This is a genomic window from Rhodococcus mengyinensis, from assembly GCF_048381435.1.
GTDB lineage: Bacteria > Actinomycetota > Actinomycetes > Mycobacteriales > Mycobacteriaceae > Rhodococcus_F > Rhodococcus_F opacus_D.
Genome location: NZ_JBLWIT010000091.1, coordinates 86,517 through 101,638 on the forward strand (window position 1 = coordinate 86,517; position 15,122 = coordinate 101,638).

Genomic DNA, 15,122 nt, shown 5'->3' on the forward strand with positions numbered 1-15,122 from the left:
CGTCAGCCGAACACAACCCGAAGGACCTCCGATGAAGATCGTCCAGATCAGCGACACGCACCTGTCCGCCCGCGGCGGGCGCACACAGCAGAACTTCGAACGCGTCGTCGACTACGTGAACCATCAGGTCCGTCCAGATCTGATCGTGCACTCCGGCGACATCGTGATCATCCACCCCGACGATGCGGACGACCGTGCGCACGCCCACGAACTGATGCAGCGGTTCGCCGCTCCGGTGCTCGTCGTGCCCGGCAACCACGACGTCGGTGAGCCGGGCTCTGCACCGTGGAAGGGAATCGGCGTGACCGATGAGCGGGTCGCCGCTTTCGAGGAGGTGTGGGGTCCCGATCACTGGCGCCACGACGTCGACGACTGGACGGTGCTCGGACTGAACAGCGAGCTCTTCGGTTCAGGTCTCGACCGGGAAACCGCGCAGTGGGCCTGGATCGAAGACGTGGCCGCGGACGTGCCCGACTCGCAGCGGGTGATCGTATTCCTGCACAAGCCGATCTGGAGTGCGCTGGACGAGCCGGTCGGGCACGCCGTCGACATCGGGGAATCCCGTACCCGGTTGCTCACAGCTCTCGGGAAGATGTCACTCGCTGCCGTCGGCAGTGGGCACCTGCACTGCTACCGGCAGACCGTCCGCGACGGGGTGCGCGAGGTCTGGGCGCCGTCAACCGGGTTCGTGGCCGGCGAAGGCGAATCCCTGCCCGGGCCGCTCCACCAACTCGGCATCGTCGAGTACGACTGCACCGGAGAGACCGTACGCGCGAGCTACCGATCCGTGCCGGACCTCGAAGACGTCACGATTGCCGCCGTGCCCGAGGTGACCGCGGCCATCGACGCACTGGGACACAGCACAGTCGGCTGACGTCGAGTGGCGGCAGTCGCGATCCCGGTTTGATCATCGTCACCGGTGACCGAACCGATCAGGAATCGAGAAGCGCCGACCACCGGGCCGCACTAGCGTCATTGCCGAGAGCCGTCAGACACCCACCATCGACACCTCCGACCCGATCCGGGTGAACACCGCCGGGAACGGTGGTGTCGCCGCGCACGGTGAGATGATCTGCGATCCGAAATGTGCGACGACGAGGTCGAGTTCGCGGGAGACGAACAACCGCTGGCCGTGGATCCCACTCGCCATGAAGGAGTCGAACGGGTCGTTGAGGATCCACCAGTAGTCCCGGTAGCTCATCGTGGCAGGCGAATTCGCCGATGCTCGCGGCAACCGCACCGAAGCGGTGGCTCCCTCGTTGACGGTGCTGATCGCACGCACCACCGACTCCGGCACGATCTGCCGGTCGCCGAGAGCGCCGCCGCAGCGAAGCATCTCCCCCACCTTGGCGATGTCCCGGAGGGTGGCCGCGTAGCCTCCGCAGGCGGTTTCGACGCCGGCGGCGTCGAGGATGTACCGGGCGTCCTCGTCGGCTCCGATCTTCGACCAGATCAACTCGCTCATCAGGTCCGAGACGGTCGCGCCGGTGACGCGGCTGATCAGGGCGCCCATCGCCTCGCAGCTGCCGTTCTCGTAGTGGAAGACCTCGCCGTACGGGCCGGTCGCGCGGGCCGTTTTCAATCGGTCGAGCAGGGTGGTCGGGCCGTCGTATCCGTCGGGCCGCATCCCGGGGGCCACGACTGCCCACCACCGGTGTGCCTCGACCTCACGATGGAACTTTCGGCCCCCGTAGGCCACCTGTGTCGTCATGTCGAGCAGATGACGAATAGTAGCGTCACCGAACGCTGTTCCCGCCAACTCGGGAACGTATGGGGAGACCTGATCGTCCCGCGTGAACAAGCCCTGGTCCTCGAGCATCCCGGCGAGCAGGCCGATGAACGCCTTGGCCATCGACGCAGTCAGGTGCAGGTCCTGACGACGGAGGCCGTGCAGGTACTGCTCGTAGACGACCGCGCCGCGGTGCAGCACGATCATCCCGTCCGAATGCGAGTCGACGAGGAACTGGTACAGCGTGCTCGCTCCCCCGCCTCCGGACTCGACGGCGAGCCGTGAGAGGTCCTGCAACTGCTCCGGCAGTTCCCGGCGCGGACCGTCGCCGCGCCACACTCGACGCGTGGGACCGGTCTCGCCGACGGCCGTCGTCTGCCGGCGGACTTGCGCCGGGTCGGTGAATCCGAGCGTCCATTTCAGTTCTGCGAGTGGCAATTGCGACACAGCGGATCTCCTCTGTCGGATCGGGATACGTGCTGGGGAACATCGAGTTTCAAGCCGGTGCCGCAAGGGCGGCGCCTGCCGTCGCGAAAACGGCGAAGCTGACGGCGGCGGGAAGCAGGAGGCCGAGTGGGCGGGGGTCGTCGGTGCGCCGGCGGTATCGGCGCTGCCGCGTGACGGCACCCGCTCCCACCGCCGCGGCAGCGCCGCAGGCTCCGGCCACCGCAACGACGTGCGCGAGGTGCGCGAGGTGCGCGAGGTGCGGGTGGACGATCGCGGACCGGACGACTGCGGCGAGGCACAGGCAGACCGCCGGTAACGTGCGGCCCCACGCCAGCACCGTACGTTCGGCCTGCAGCCCCGGTGGCAGCGCGGTCACGTCGCCGCCCAGACGACGCCGAGCGCGGCAGCGAGACACACACCCGCGACCACGGCCGGGGCCAGGCGCGATGCCGGTAGCGGCACGGCGCGGCGCATCGCGGACTGCACGGACCGCCACCGCAGCAGCGCACCGACCGCAACGAGCGCGGCCAGCAGGATGCAGACCGCACCCAGCGTGTCGTGAAACGCGGATCCGCCTCGCGGCAGGTAGAACTGGCTGACCGCGACCCCGCCCGCCAGAAGAGCGAGCGCGGTACGGATCCAGGCCAGGAAGGTCCGCTCGTTGGCGAGCGTGAATCGGTAGTCGGGCTCCGTCTCCGTGTCGGCGCTCACGGGAGCAGAAGGAATCGGGCGATGCCGTTCTTCTGGATCTCGGAGGACCCGGTGAGGATCCGGAACATCCGCAGACGCTGGAACAGCGATTCCACCTCGCGGCCGCGGACGACACCCGACTTACCGTGGATCTGCACGGCGGCGTCGGCGATCGCGAACGCCTTCTCCGCAACGAACAGCTTGCACATGAAGGCCTCGGTCCGCGGCCGCTCGCCCCGGTCGAGCGCGGCGAGTGCGTCGTAGGTCATCGACCGGGCCGCGTAGAAGTCGGTGGCCATGTCCGCGAGCCGGTGCTGGATGCTCTGCAGCATGCCGAGCGGCGCGCCGTGCACCTGCCTGGTGCGGGCGTAGTCGAGGGACAACTCCAGGGCTCGGCGTGCACCGCCCAGCGCCGTCGGGCAGTGCAGGAGCCGGTTGACCGTGACGCGTCCGAGCCCGATCTTCAGCCCCTGCCCCACCTCTCCGAGCAACTGTTCCGGTCCGACGTAGCAGTCGTCGAGAACGATGTCGGCCTCGATGTGCTGGCCCGACATCGGGGTCTCGCCCTGCTGCACCGTGCAGCCCGGGGTGTCCAGGTCGACGAGGAACGCGGAGTAGCGCGGGCCGTCGTCGCCGTCGTCTGCCATCTTGGCGATGAGGATGGAGAAGTCCGCGAACGGTCCGGCGGTGGAGAACACCTTGTGGCCGGTCAGGCGCCACCCGTCGCCGTCCGGGGTGGCGGTGGTGAGCATGCCGCGCACGTCGGAGCCGGCGTCGTTCTCCGTGAGCGAGAAGCAGCACGCGCGCTCGCCGCGCGTGACGGGGAGCAGGTACTTCTCGATCTGGTACTCGGTGGCGTACCGGAAGATGCTGCCCACCCGCAGCGGTCCGCCCATGTCGCCGAGCACCGAGGTCGACAGCACCCGCGGTGAGGCGCCCACTTCTTCCTTCAGGGCAGCGAGTTCGGTGAACGACAGTCCCGCGCCGCCGAGGTCCGCGGGCAGGCTGACACCGTAGAAGCCGAGTTCGCGGCTGCGTCGCCACACCGGCTCGAGCGTCTCGCGGGTGTACACGCTCTCGGAGGTGAGGCCGAGTTCGCGTTCGTAGTCGGCGAGTTCGCCGTCCAGGTAGTCACGCAGCCGGGCGACGAGGTCGTGCAGGCGAGGGTTGTGGTCGTGGGTGGGGTTCAGGGTGAAGGTCATCGACGGCTCCGCTTTCAGTTGACGTGGCGGGCGGCCTGCGCCCAGTAGGATTCGCGCACCGACTTGCGGTCGATCTTGCCGTTGCGGTTGACGGGGAGGCTGTCGGCGAAGTCGATCGAGCGGGGCTTCTTCATTCGCGCGAGGCGTTCGGCGCAGTGCTCGATCAGCTCGTCCTCGGTGACCGGGGCCCGTGTCACCACGACGGCTTTGACTGCCTCGCCCCACTTCTCGTCGGGGACACCGACGACGCACGTACCGGACACGGCCGGGTGCTCGTACAGCGCGGCTTCCACCTCGCTGCAGTAGATGTTGAAGCCGCCCGAGATGATCATGTCCTTCTTGCGGTCGACGATGAACAGGTATCCGTCGTGGCGGAAGTACCCGACATCCCCGGTGCGCACCCAGCCGTCGACGAATGTCTCCGCGCTCAGATCCGGTTCGTGCCAGTACTCGCGCACACAGTCGGGGCCGCGCGCGACGATCTCGCCGATCCCGCCCGCCGGCAGTTCGTTGCCCGCCTCGTCCACCACGCGAACCTCGGTGTCGAATACCGGTCGCCCGCAGGACATCAGCAGTTCCGGATCGGATTCGACCCCTCGCACGACGTCGTCGCAGGTGAGCACGGTGATACCACTCGTGGTTTCCCCGAGACCGTATCCCTGCATGATGACGGGGCCGAACATCGCGACGGCGTCGCGTAGCCGTTGCGGTGAGACCGGGGCGCCGCCCACGCCGACGCACCGCAGGCTCGACAGGTCGACGTCGTTCGCGGCGGGATGGTCCATCAGCATGTTGAGCATCGTCGGAACGACGAAGGTGGTGGTGATGCGTTCCTTCTCGATGGTGCGGAGGAACAACTCGGTGTCGAAGGCAGGCAGGACGACGACCGCGCCGCCGCGAGCGAGCACGCCGAGCATCATCATCCCGGAGGCGTGCGTGATCGGTCCCGGGGCCAGGTACCGGTCCGTCTCGGTGGGCGCGCCCGTCGGGCTCATCAAGCGTTTGCGCATGTTGGCGAGTCGGTTTCCGTAGGTCTGCACGGCGGCCTTGAGTTTTCCGGTGGATCCGGAGGTGTAGTTGAGGACGGCGGGCGCGTCTTCGGGGAGGTCGGCGGCGACGGGATCGCCGAGTCCGTCGGCGAGGAGATCGGCGTATCGGTCCGCGCCGGGTGCGCTGTTCCCGTAGTCGTAAACGGCGATGTCGAGGCCCAGATCCGCGACGACCTTCAACGCGACGTCGGCGTGTGCGGCGTCGACGAACAGCGTCGTGACGTTCGCGTCGCGCAGGACGTGGCCGAGTTCGTCCGCTCCCAGGCGCGCGTTGACGGGCACGCGCACGAATCCGGCCTTGCACACGGCCATCTCGGTCACGACGAGTTCTCCGCAGTTGCCGGCGAAAGTGGCCACCGCGTCGCCGATTCCGAGGCCGGTGCGCATCAGCGCGGAGGCGAGACGGTTGGTCGAGTCGTCGAGTTCCCGGTAGGTCAGGCGACTGTCGCCGCACACCACGGCCTCGCTGTCCGGCCGGAATTTCGCACTCCGGGTGAGGTAGGTACCGAGATTCATGCAGTCTCCAAGATCGACGTGTTGATCGTTATTGGACATAGTGTCCAGCATCGGGCGTGATGTCAAGGGTGCACTATGCTGACGGAACTGCAGGCGTGAGACGAAGGGCGGAAGTCACCGTGGCCACCGAAGACCGGCGTGTGCGCCGCACCAAGCGACTGCTGCGCGACGCACTCGTCTCGCTCGCGCTCGAACGGGGATATTCCGCAGTCACCGTGGAGGACGTCACCGAACGTGCCGACGTCGGCCGCGCGACGTTCTACACGCACTACACGGACAAGGACGAACTGCTCGGCCAGATCGTCGCCGACCTCGGCGAGGACCTGAAGGAGCGGTTGCGGCCCCTCGTGTCCGACTCCTCGGTGGGGTTCACCGGCAAACCGGTGCTCGAAATGTTCCGGCACGCCGCCGAGGAACGCGACGCCTACCGCGTCGTACTGCGCGGTGAGGGCGACGGGCGTGCACTGCGCCGATTCGTCGACGAACGCACCGCCCTTGCCGCCCAGATCTTCTCGACTCGATCCGCCGCCAACGGGGTCACACCCCGCATCGACATGGAAGTGCTGTCGCGGGCGTGGGTGGGCGAGCAGGTGGCCGTGCTGCAGTGGTGGCTCGAATCCGATCCACCGCCGCTCACCCCGGAAGCCGTCACCGAAATGTTGCTGGAGCTATCGCTGCGCGGGCGCTACTGGGCATCCGGCTTCGACGGCTCACCCTCGTCGGACGACGACACCACCTGAGAGTCGCGCACCGCGGCACTGTCTCGTGCGTACGGCCGGTACAGCAGACCGGAACACAGCCCGTTGACGACGGTGAGCGCCACGGTCACGAGCAGGAGCGCTCCCTGCAACCCGATCGCATCGCCCAGATAGCCGACCAGCAGGGCATATCCCGCGTACGCGAGCGCCTCCACCGTCGACAGTGACACCGCGAAGGCCAGGGCCCGTTGTTGCGGGCGCACCACCGCCATGATCAGTGGACGGTTGACCACCGGTACCTGCCCTTGCAGGAACCCGACCACCGCGAAGATCGCGACGAAGAATCCGATCGACGACGTCGGCATCTGCAGCTCGACGAATACCGCTGCCGCGAAGGCCAACTGACTGGCCTGCAGCATCATCACCCGCCCACTCGCGGGCCACCGGCGGTGCACGGCGTCGTTGAGGCGGCCGCCGACCACGGTTCCGAGCAGGTACCCGATCGCAAACGGCGTAGCGACGATCGCTGCGGTGGCCGTCGAGAATCCCCGCTCCTCCACCAGGAACACGACGCCGAAACTCATGATCACGTTCTGCCCCGAGAACAGCCGTTGCACCAGGATGTAACGGAACGTCTTGATGCGCAGCAGCTCCCGCACACCGGCGACGACGTTCTGCGCCTTCTCCTCCGCTTTCACCACCGCGTCGCCGGCCCTGTTCCCGCCCCCGCCGGGGCGTGTGTCGTCGAGAAACACGACGACGAGAACACCGATCAGAATGCACATACAGCCGGAGAGGACGTAGCCGTACCGCCAGCCGTCGTCGAACCCCGACAGCTGACCGAACAGCGGGGCGCTCACGCCGGTGATGATGGCGACGCCGCCGTACAGCATCCCGGTGGCCCGGCCCCGCCGTCTGTCGTCGTAGAGGTCGCCCATGATCTCGAGAGCGATGGGCCCGGCGCCCGCGAAGCCCGCAGCCGCGATGCCGTACAGGATGACGAACTGGGTGAAACTGCTCGACAGGCCCGCCAGGATCACCCACACACCCCAGAAGCCCGAGCACGTCGCAAGCACCGCACGCCGCGAGAACCGCTTGGCCAGGAACACCCACGGAACCGCGGCGAAGATGCCCACCGCCTTGGACACCGCCACGATGACGCCGAGCGCCGACGACGAGAGCCCCAACGCCTCCCGCATCAACGGGAACAACACCGTGGTGATGCTGTTCTCCGCGTTGTCCATCGCGGTCGAGGCCGTGAGCAGACCCAGGTTCTTCCCCCGGGTCCGCCTGCCGGCCGTCAGCGTGCGCGTGGTGGAGACGTCCAGTGCCATCTGCGTCCTCTCGACGAGTCACCCTGCGATGCGTGTGGTCCGCATCACAGGAGCCAATGCTGGCTACAGTATCCATAAATGGACGCTGTGTCTATGTTTGGATTTTCGAGGTCCGAAATAATGACGCGTTTTCCGGATTCACGCTCGCAGGAGAGGACTGCACCGGGACCGACCCCGTGATCACCACTGATCAGCCTCCTCACGCACCCGGTGATCGTGCAAAAACCGACCGCACACCCGTTAATCTCGAATCGACAACGGGAAGTCGACCTGCGCGAGTTCGAGGCCGTGGGAACCGGGATATCAAAGAGGAGCGCGACCATGCCGATGGCACCGTTCGACCCCATCACCGCGATCTACACGCCGGCGCACGCCTGGATGTACGAGACCATCGTGGCCCCGGCCGTCTACCGCTCACGCCACGTCATCGACGAGTACTTTCTGCCGCATCTCGCATCGAACGCCCGCATTCTGGATGTCGGATCGGGCGGGGCACTGTTCACGAACTACATCGCCGACCAGCGCCCCGACGTGCACATTCTCGGCCTCGATCTGTCGGAAGCCCAGATCAAGCGCGCCACCAAACGCATGCGTCACTACGGCGACCGGGTCCGGTTCGACGTCGGCGACGCCACGCGGCTCGACTTCCCCGACCAGACCTTCGACGGTGTGATCAGCTACGGCTCCATCAAGCACTGGTCGTCGCGCGAGGCCGGACTCGCCGAGTGCGTGCGCGTCCTCAAACCGGGTGGCCCCCTGCTGATCACCGATGCGGACCGCAGCACGAGTTTCGAGGACGCCGAAAAGTTCGTCGAGAACTACAAGGCGCCGCGCGTCCTCGGCAGCATCAATCTCGCGATCTTCCACACCTGGATCGCCGGTCGCTCCATCAGCCTCGACGAGGCGCGTGACCTCGCGAGCCGACTCGAGCTCGTCGACGAGCACGTCTCCCGCATCACCGAGATGCCACTCGTCATGATTTCCGGTCGTCGGCCCGCGTGAACCTCACCGTCCGTCACGTGTTCCGGGCCGGCAGTGCGGCGATGCCGCTGATGAACGCGGAGAGCAGCAGTTCCGGTTCGCCCACCGCGTGGAGTGCGGGGTGGGCGATGAAAAGTTCTTCGAGCATGACGCGCAGCTCCAGCCGTGCGAGGTTCATACCCAGGCAGTGGTGGATGTCTTTCGCACCGAAACCGAGGTGCTTACCGGCGTTCGCCCGGGTGATGTCGAACCGGCCCGGACCGTCGAAGATGCGTTCGTCGTGGTTCGCGGACACGTACCACATGACGACCTTGTCCCCCGCCGCGATGTGGGCGCCGCCGAGCTCGGTGTCGACGGTCGCGGTCCGCCGCATGTAGGGCACCGGGGAGGCGAAGCGGATCACCTCGTCGATCGTGTTGTCGATGTGGCCGGCGAAATCGGCGAGCAGCAATTCTTTCTGGTCGGGGTGCTCGCTGAGCAGATGCAGCGCCCAGGCCAACGCTTGCCGGGTGGTCTCGAAACCCGCCGTGATCAGCAGGATGACGAACGAACCGAACTCGGTCGGTGTGAGGGTCTCGCCGTCGACCATCGTCGACACCAGCCGGGACGTCAGATCCTCGCCGGGATCCGTCTTGCGTCTCTCACCCAGCTCGAGGGCGTACCCGTAGATCTGGCCCAGGCCGGCCGCGCCGCCGGGTGCGGTGACGAACTCCTGATCACCACCTCCGGCAACGACGTCGGCCGCCGCGGCCAGGATCATCGGCCGGTCGCTCTCCGGGATCCCGATCAACTCGCAGATCACCTGCACCGGCAACCGGGTCGCTACGTCGGGGACGAAGTCGAACTCGGCATCTCGGGGAAGGTCCGCGGCGATCTGCGCAGCGTAGCCGCGCACCCGCTCGGCGATGCCCCGCACCGACGCCGCGGTGAACGCCGATTGCACGATGCCCCGCAGACGCCGGTGACGGGGATCGTCCATGGCGATCATCGACATGGCGAACTCGAGGATCTCGACCGGGACGTCGTCGATGGTGAAGCCCTTGGCCGAGGAGAAGACCTCCGGGTTCCGGCTGACCGCCACCACGTCGTCGTATCCGACGACCGACCAGAAGCCCGGACCGGCTGTTTCCGTGTGGAACTCGATCGGCGATCGCTGACGAAGCTCCTCGAACATCGCGCGACGGCCCGCGAAACTGCGGTCCCAGAACGCCCGTGATGCGGGCGAGATGATTTTTTCGGACGCAGAACCCGTCACCGGTCCCCCTCGGTCGGTCGTATCGATACTGCGACCCTACTGGGGAAGCCATGGCTACGCTGATGAGGCATCACCGCAGGTCAACAGCTATGATCATAGGATCACCCGGCGGTGCGCCGGAGATGAAACGGGGAGGATCGACCTGTGGCGTCGAGGGTTCGGCTCGGCAACCCGCGAGAGGTGCGCGATCATCCGTTGGGGATGACCGAGACCGGGTTTCGCGCCGACCTGACCCAGCCCGAAGCGTTCGCAAGAGGTCGTGGCCCGTTTCCCGGTGATGCCGACAGCGTCCAGTCCGAGCGTGAACTGTTCGTCACCGCGCCGGACGACGAGGTGCTCGCGGTGGCGACGATCACCGGGGTCCGCGAGCACGACGGCGAACTCGTCGTCGACGGAGACCTGGTTGTCGATCACGAACGGGTCGGGACGCGGCTGCTGATACGAACACCGGCCGAGAACGTCTTCTCCTGCGCGGACGAGGAATCGGCGTGGGCGGGCTCGATCGAGCGGGCGCGGTGGGTCTACGTGCGGGCGCTGGTCGACGTCGCAACGGTCAAGACGGCGTCCTACGACCGCCGGCTCGCGGGCGCAGATCCCGCCGCCGACCCCGAGGTGACCCTGGCGACTGCCAACGAGACGATGCAGGTGGTTCCGCGGTACGTGATGATCCACCGCAGCGGAAAGCTGCGTCTCGGCGGGCCGTACGCCGACACCGCGGACTGGGACGGCCACGTCGAACCCTGGACGGATTACGGGTACGTCGATTGCCTGCGCCTCGACGACGTCCTGGGCACCAGCGGCGACCTCGACATCGACGTGCTCCGGCCGCTCACGTCGCGGGCCACCGCCGCGGAACTTCTCGAGTCATTGGGCTGGGACAAGGTCATCCGTCGATTCGTCGACGACCCCACACCCCCGCAGTAGCACCGAGCCGGCAGTGATTGCCGCGGGCGCTTGGCCTGTTCGGCCGCGACCCGGGTCGGATCGGTGGCATTGTTAGTACGGGCTGTTATCTCATCGTGGGTGCGGCACGGCCGCACAGGTGCTACTCGGCTGGGCTTCGTCCAGCCGCCGAAGTTCATTGCAGAAGGCATGATCCGTTACCACTCGACGGGAGTTCATCGCATGGCCACGCACACCCATCTCGGACACATCTTCCACATCGCCGGCACACCGAAAGTGACCGAAGCCGCGGCCGCCCTGGTATCGATTCCCGACGGCGCCCTGGTGCTGGACGACGGCGGGCGAATCGTGTTCTGCGGTGACCGAGCCGAGATCCCGTCGGATTACGAGTCCGGCACCGTGCACGACCACAGGCCCGGCTTTCTGCTGCCGGGGTTCGTCGACACCCACATCCACTTCCCGCAGACGTACGCCGGCGACTCCTACGGCGGCGGTCAGCTGCTGGAATGGCTGACCCTGTGCATGTTCCCGTCGGAGACGAAGTTCGCCGACCCGGAGTTCGCGCAACAGGCGGCCGTCGAGTTCACCAACCGGCGCATCTCGGCGGGCACCACGGCCGCCATGGTGTTCGGGTCGGCGTTCCCACATGCGCAGGACGCGTTGTTCACCGAGACGCAGAAGGCCGGTCTGCGGATCGTCAGCGGCCGCGGAATTCAGACCGTCGGCGGCGAAACCGCTCAGCCGCTGATGACCTCCGAAGAGGACGCGATCCGGCTCACCCGCGAGGAGATCGAGAAGTGGCACGGCGCCGACACCGGCGATGTCGCCACGGCGTTGCTGCACGTGGCGATCATCCCGCGGTTCTCGCTGTCGGTGACCCCCGAGACCCTGAAAAATCTCGGAGAACTCTACGAAGAGGTCCGCGACCGCGGGGTGTACGTGCACTCGCACCTCAACGAGAACAATCGTCCCGGCACCGGCGAGGTCGACTCGACCAAAGAGACCTATCAGGTGAATTCATACCTGGACACCTACGACGGGAAGTTCCTGCCCGGTTCGGAAGTGGGCGGGAAGAGCCTGCTGGGCCGACGCACCATCCTCGCGCACTGCGTGCACTGTCAGGATGTCGAGCTCGAACGGATGGCCGAGACCGGTACGTCCGTCTCGCACTGCCCGATCTCGCAGCTGTTCCTGGGATCCGGAACGATGCCGTGGAAGCGCACCGTCGCTTCGGGCGTCAACATCTCGGTGGGAACCGATTTCGGCGGCGGCGACGAATGGCTGATTCCCCGGGTGCTCGGCGACGCGTTCAAGGTGCACATCACCGAGGCCGGTGACGACGGGGTGTCGATGCATCCGGCCGAGATGCTGTTCGTCGGCACCCTCGGCGGTGCCCGGGCACTGGACATGGAGAACCGGTTCGGCAATTTCGATCTCGGGAAGGAAGCCGACTTCGTCGTCGTCGACCCGTCCGGCACGCCTGCGCTCGACGGGCTGCTGCGCAACGCCGTTCGCGCCGCCGATCCCGATCTGGCCCGCGATCAAACCCTGTTCGCGTTGCTGATGGGGATACGCGACACGTCCATCTCCGAGGTCTACGTCGCAGGCCGGAAAGCCAAGGCGTCCTAGACGGGTGGTTCCCCGTGACCGCCGGACGACCTCACGGTCGACCGGCGGTCACGGCTAGGGGTTCACCGACGAATGGTGGTTGGCGATCAGCCACCTTCCGTCTTCGTACCGATAGACCCACGTCACCCTGGCCGCCACATCTAGACCGTTGGCGTTGATGACCCAACGGCCCACGTTGTAGGCGAGGTTGCAATCCGAATACTTGACACTTTCTTCCATACGGGCAATGGGATCGGCCTTGATCAGGTTGACGAAATACTCCGTTATCTCCTCCGGAGTGTCCGCCATAGGCACCGACAGGGCCGGCAGCAGCACCGCATCCGGCCGGTACAACGCGGCGACCCTCCTCGCGTCACCGCTTTCCAGTGCGTCATTCCAACCCGTGAAGAGCGCATCCAGTTCACTGTCGGTCGCGCGCACGCAATTGTCTTCGGAGTCAGAGGATCTGCCCGAGGAACAGGCGACCGCCGAAATCGCCAACGCGAGAATCGCGAAGCCCGAGCCGAACGGTGTGGTATTCATACCAACCTCCGCGGAGAAAGGCGCCTACCGGAATTGACCCGCTAACCGATAAAGCGTAACTCCGGGGCCTGGCTCTGCGGATCGGATCAGCGCACGTCGACCCACGCACGAGATGCGACCGATGCCGTGATGGCGTCGAGAGTTTCGGCCGCGGCCACGGCGTCGGCGATCGTTGCGCCCCGGGGCTTTCCGTCGACGATCGAGGCGATGAAGTTGTTTCCCTCGATGACCTTGAGGTCGTCGTAGCTCATCGAGGACGCGGAACCCGGCTGGAAACGGGCATACGCTCCGGCGTCGGGGCCCACCCACACCGTAGTGATCGACTGGTCCTGGTATTTGCTCCCGAGGCTCGTTCCGAGTTCGTTCATCCGGCGGAAGTCCCAGTACACCGCACCCTTGGTGCCGTGGATTTCGAACCCGTAGTTGTTCTGCTCGCCGACGGCCACGCGACTCGCGTCCAGCGTGACCCGTCCGCCGGACGACAGGCGAACCAGCGCGCTGACGAAGTCGTCGTTCTCCACCGGCCCCAACTTGCCGCCCGTCGCGCGCGCATGCCCGCTGGTGGCACCCGTCGGGATGGCGCGCTGGGGGATGAAGATCGCGGTGTCGGCCACGACTGCGTCGATGTCGCCGAGCAGGTACCGGACCAGGTCGACACCGTGCGAGGCAAGGTCACCCAGAACGCCCGACCCACCGCGCGCGTTCTCGTAACGCCAGCTCAGCGCGCCGTCCGGATGCGCGGCGTAGTCGCTGAGGAAGCGGAAGCGTGAGTGCGTGATGGTGCCCAGCTCGCCCGCCGCGATGAGGTCGTGCGCCATCGCAACGGCCGGTGCGTTTCGGTAGTTGAATCCGACGGTCGACTGGACGCCGGCCTTCTCCACAGCGGCGGCGACTGCCTTCGCGTCCTCGGACGACAGCCCGACCGGCTTCTCGATCCAGATGTGCTTGCCCGCCTCCGCCATCGCGACGCCGATCTCGCGGTGCAGGAAGTTGGGTGCGGTGATGCTGACCGCGTCGATGTTCTCGTCGGCGGCGACGTCGCGCCAGTCGGTCAGCGCTGCGCCGAACCCGAACTGGGCGGCAGCCTCCTCGGCGCGGCCGGGTACCTCGTCGGCGACGGCCCCCAGACGGATGGACGGCGCTTCCGGAAAGTGGTGGCGCTGACGCAGATACGCGTTCGTGTGCACGCGGCCCATCCAGCCGAATCCGGCGACGGCTACTGCGATTTCGGTGGGGTTGACGTTGGTCAAGATCGACTCCGGGACTGATCGGTGCGGCGTGTGTCTCTACGACAGTGCTGCGCGCCACGAGCGAAGTCAATCATTTGTTCTGACAAACTGGCTCTCGAGGTGATTTTGATGGCTTTTCCGGGCCTCGCACCGCCATCGCGCGGAGGGACCGCTGATCGCGCGGACCAGCGTTCCCCTTCCGCAGCAGGTGCCGACCCGGCGCACCTCCACCAGCGACTACGCGCCCGCGCGTCGCACCAACGCCGGTACGCCGGCGTCGACCCGAACCATCCACTGATCCAGCGACTCGAACATCTCGTCCCCCGACGGTCCACCGGGAACAGAGAGTTCATGCAACGCTTGGCCTTCCGAAGGAACCAGCGAAACCTGAGGCGGGACGTCCTCACCCGATGCCGTGCCCGCCGCCACGTCCGCAGTCCGCAGGACAGCGGCGAGAATGCTGCCCTGTTCGTCCGTCAGGACCTGCATCTGGGAAACCCGTGGTGTTTCCTGTGTCGTCATGCGAGGACGCCTCCTTCCAGATGGAACCACACGCCCGACGTGGAGCTGTTGTGAATGCCGAGCACGTAGTACTGCTTGCTGGGGCCGCCGAATACCGGTGCGTTCGCGGTGCCCTGCCACTGCGTCATCAGGATCTTCGTGCCACCACCGCCCTGGCTGGCGTCGAGTCTCGCAGTCGCCAACTGCGGGCCCTTCCAGATGTCTCCAAACGAGAAGGAGAATTGATTCGCCTGCCCAGCGGCGAGAAAAAGCCCCTGAGGGGTTGTCGACCAAGCCATTTCGGTGTCCTTTCGTCGATGCGATACAGGACCGACCGTACGAGGACCCTCGCCAGTTGAACCGAGTAGTCGACTACTCGAATCTCTCGGCCGAGGGCCTGACCGGTCGACGCATCGATCGATGCGAACACGGAAAAT

General features: G+C 66.5%; 16 protein-coding genes. 5 read left to right on the forward strand and 11 right to left on the reverse strand.

All coding sequences use genetic code 11. The features are described from left to right. Nucleotides 1–31: 31 nt before the first annotated feature. Complete coding sequence (locus tag ACNJ7E_RS17160; protein WP_418340510.1) at nucleotides 32–874, forward strand: metallophosphoesterase family protein; 843 nt, start codon at nucleotides 32–34, stop codon at nucleotides 872–874. Between the two features lie 114 nt (nucleotides 875–988). Here ACNJ7E_RS17160 and ACNJ7E_RS17165 read toward each other — a convergent pair whose 3' ends face one another. From ACNJ7E_RS17165 to ACNJ7E_RS17185, 5 genes are read right to left on the reverse strand one after another with little or no spacing between them, the layout of a single operon-like run. Beyond that, nucleotides 989–2,176 (reverse strand): serine hydrolase domain-containing protein, encoded by a 1,188-nt coding sequence (locus tag ACNJ7E_RS17165; RefSeq protein ID WP_418340511.1) that lies wholly within the window; start codon nucleotides 2,174–2,176, stop codon nucleotides 989–991. Between the two features lie 49 nt (nucleotides 2,177–2,225). Then, nucleotides 2,226–2,552, reverse strand: a complete 327-nt coding sequence (locus tag ACNJ7E_RS17170) for a DUF202 domain-containing protein (protein WP_418340512.1) — start codon at nucleotides 2,550–2,552, stop codon at nucleotides 2,226–2,228. After that, nucleotides 2,549–2,887 carry a YidH family protein gene (locus tag ACNJ7E_RS17175; protein ID WP_164061178.1) on the reverse strand — a complete coding sequence of 113 codons (339 nt, stop codon included), beginning with the start codon at nucleotides 2,885–2,887 and terminating at the stop codon, nucleotides 2,549–2,551. The genes ACNJ7E_RS17170 and ACNJ7E_RS17175 overlap by 4 nt, the downstream gene beginning before the upstream one ends. Then, entirely contained in the window at nucleotides 2,884–4,068 is a 1,185-nt protein-coding gene (locus ACNJ7E_RS17180) for an acyl-CoA dehydrogenase family protein (RefSeq protein WP_418340513.1), read from the reverse strand. The genes ACNJ7E_RS17175 and ACNJ7E_RS17180 overlap by 4 nt, the downstream gene beginning before the upstream one ends. A gap of 14 nt (nucleotides 4,069–4,082) precedes the next feature. Then, nucleotides 4,083–5,633: an acyl-CoA synthetase gene (locus ACNJ7E_RS17185; RefSeq protein WP_418340514.1), complete on the reverse strand. Its 1,551-nt coding sequence runs from the start codon at nucleotides 5,631–5,633 to the stop codon at nucleotides 4,083–4,085. 119 nt (nucleotides 5,634–5,752) lie between these two features. Here ACNJ7E_RS17185 and ACNJ7E_RS17190 point away from each other — a divergent pair, with 119 nt between their 5' ends. After that, nucleotides 5,753–6,373 (forward strand): TetR/AcrR family transcriptional regulator, encoded by a 621-nt coding sequence (locus ACNJ7E_RS17190; protein ID WP_283353056.1) that lies wholly within the window; start codon nucleotides 5,753–5,755, stop codon nucleotides 6,371–6,373. Here the strand turns inward: ACNJ7E_RS17190 and ACNJ7E_RS17195 are convergent. Then, nucleotides 6,319–7,665, reverse strand: a complete 1,347-nt coding sequence (locus ACNJ7E_RS17195) for an MFS transporter (RefSeq protein WP_418340515.1) — start codon at nucleotides 7,663–7,665, stop codon at nucleotides 6,319–6,321. The two genes, ACNJ7E_RS17190 and ACNJ7E_RS17195, sit on opposite strands and share 55 nt — an antisense overlap. Nucleotides 7,666–7,986: 321 nt before the next feature. On the opposite strand from ACNJ7E_RS17195, the gene ACNJ7E_RS17200 reads away from it, so the two are divergent. Continuing rightward, on the forward strand, nucleotides 7,987–8,667 hold the full coding sequence (locus ACNJ7E_RS17200; RefSeq protein ID WP_280782800.1) for a class I SAM-dependent methyltransferase: 681 nt from the start codon (nucleotides 7,987–7,989) through the stop codon (nucleotides 8,665–8,667). 13 nt (nucleotides 8,668–8,680) lie between these two features. Here ACNJ7E_RS17200 and ACNJ7E_RS17205 read toward each other — a convergent pair whose 3' ends face one another. Further along, the gene (locus ACNJ7E_RS17205; protein ID WP_418340516.1) at nucleotides 8,681–9,901 is read right to left on the reverse strand and encodes a cytochrome P450; all 1,221 of its coding nucleotides are present in this window, start codon (nucleotides 9,899–9,901) and stop codon (nucleotides 8,681–8,683) included. Between the two features lie 144 nt (nucleotides 9,902–10,045). Between ACNJ7E_RS17205 and ACNJ7E_RS17210 the strand changes: the two genes are divergently transcribed. Both ACNJ7E_RS17210 and ACNJ7E_RS17215 read left to right on the forward strand, forming a co-directional pair. Beyond that, nucleotides 10,046–10,825, forward strand: coding sequence for a hypothetical protein (locus tag ACNJ7E_RS17210; protein ID WP_418340517.1), 780 nt, complete (start codon nucleotides 10,046–10,048; stop codon nucleotides 10,823–10,825). Between the two features lie 201 nt (nucleotides 10,826–11,026). Then, the gene (locus tag ACNJ7E_RS17215; RefSeq protein ID WP_280782803.1) at nucleotides 11,027–12,433 is read left to right on the forward strand and encodes a guanine deaminase; all 1,407 of its coding nucleotides are present in this window, start codon (nucleotides 11,027–11,029) and stop codon (nucleotides 12,431–12,433) included. Between the two features lie 54 nt (nucleotides 12,434–12,487). Here ACNJ7E_RS17215 and ACNJ7E_RS17220 read toward each other — a convergent pair whose 3' ends face one another. The 4 genes from ACNJ7E_RS17220 to ACNJ7E_RS17235 all read right to left on the reverse strand — a co-directional run bounded on the left by ACNJ7E_RS17220 (nucleotide 12,488) and on the right by ACNJ7E_RS17235 (nucleotide 14,984). After that, a complete protein-coding gene (locus ACNJ7E_RS17220) occupies nucleotides 12,488–12,955 on the reverse strand; it encodes an SgcJ/EcaC family oxidoreductase (protein WP_280782804.1) in 468 nt (155 codons plus the stop codon). Between the two features lie 86 nt (nucleotides 12,956–13,041). Continuing rightward, nucleotides 13,042–14,205 carry a Gfo/Idh/MocA family protein gene (locus ACNJ7E_RS17225; protein WP_418340518.1) on the reverse strand — a complete coding sequence of 388 codons (1,164 nt, stop codon included), beginning with the start codon at nucleotides 14,203–14,205 and terminating at the stop codon, nucleotides 13,042–13,044. Between the two features lie 216 nt (nucleotides 14,206–14,421). Then, on the reverse strand, nucleotides 14,422–14,706 hold the full coding sequence (locus tag ACNJ7E_RS17230) for a hypothetical protein (RefSeq protein WP_418340519.1): 285 nt from the start codon (nucleotides 14,704–14,706) through the stop codon (nucleotides 14,422–14,424). Continuing rightward, on the reverse strand, nucleotides 14,703–14,984 hold the full coding sequence (locus tag ACNJ7E_RS17235) for a hypothetical protein (RefSeq protein WP_009476898.1): 282 nt from the start codon (nucleotides 14,982–14,984) through the stop codon (nucleotides 14,703–14,705). Before ACNJ7E_RS17235 ends, ACNJ7E_RS17230 begins: the two co-directional genes overlap by 4 nt. Nucleotides 14,985–15,122: the final 138 nt, after the last annotated feature.

Excerpts from the sequence above, each read along its gene's own strand:
- ACNJ7E_RS17160 (WP_418340510.1), top strand. The coding sequence starts at position 32 with ATGAAGATCGTCCAGATCAGCGACACGCACCTGTCCGCCCGCGGCGGG.
- ACNJ7E_RS17180 (WP_418340513.1), bottom strand. The coding sequence starts at position 4,068 with ATGACCTTCACCCTGAACCCCACCCACGACCACAACCCTCGCCTGCAC.
- ACNJ7E_RS17185 (WP_418340514.1), bottom strand. The coding sequence starts at position 5,633 with ATGAATCTCGGTACCTACCTCACCCGGAGTGCGAAATTCCGGCCGGAC.
- ACNJ7E_RS17195 (WP_418340515.1), bottom strand. The coding sequence starts at position 7,665 with ATGGCACTGGACGTCTCCACCACGCGCACGCTGACGGCCGGCAGGCGG.
- ACNJ7E_RS17200 (WP_280782800.1), top strand. The coding sequence starts at position 7,987 with ATGCCGATGGCACCGTTCGACCCCATCACCGCGATCTACACGCCGGCG.
- ACNJ7E_RS17215 (WP_280782803.1), top strand. The coding sequence starts at position 11,027 with ATGGCCACGCACACCCATCTCGGACACATCTTCCACATCGCCGGCACA.
- ACNJ7E_RS17220 (WP_280782804.1), bottom strand. The coding sequence starts at position 12,955 with ATGAATACCACACCGTTCGGCTCGGGCTTCGCGATTCTCGCGTTGGCG.
- ACNJ7E_RS17230 (WP_418340519.1), bottom strand. The coding sequence starts at position 14,706 with ATGACGACACAGGAAACACCACGGGTTTCCCAGATGCAGGTCCTGACG.
- ACNJ7E_RS17235 (WP_009476898.1), bottom strand. The coding sequence starts at position 14,984 with ATGGCTTGGTCGACAACCCCTCAGGGGCTTTTTCTCGCCGCTGGGCAG.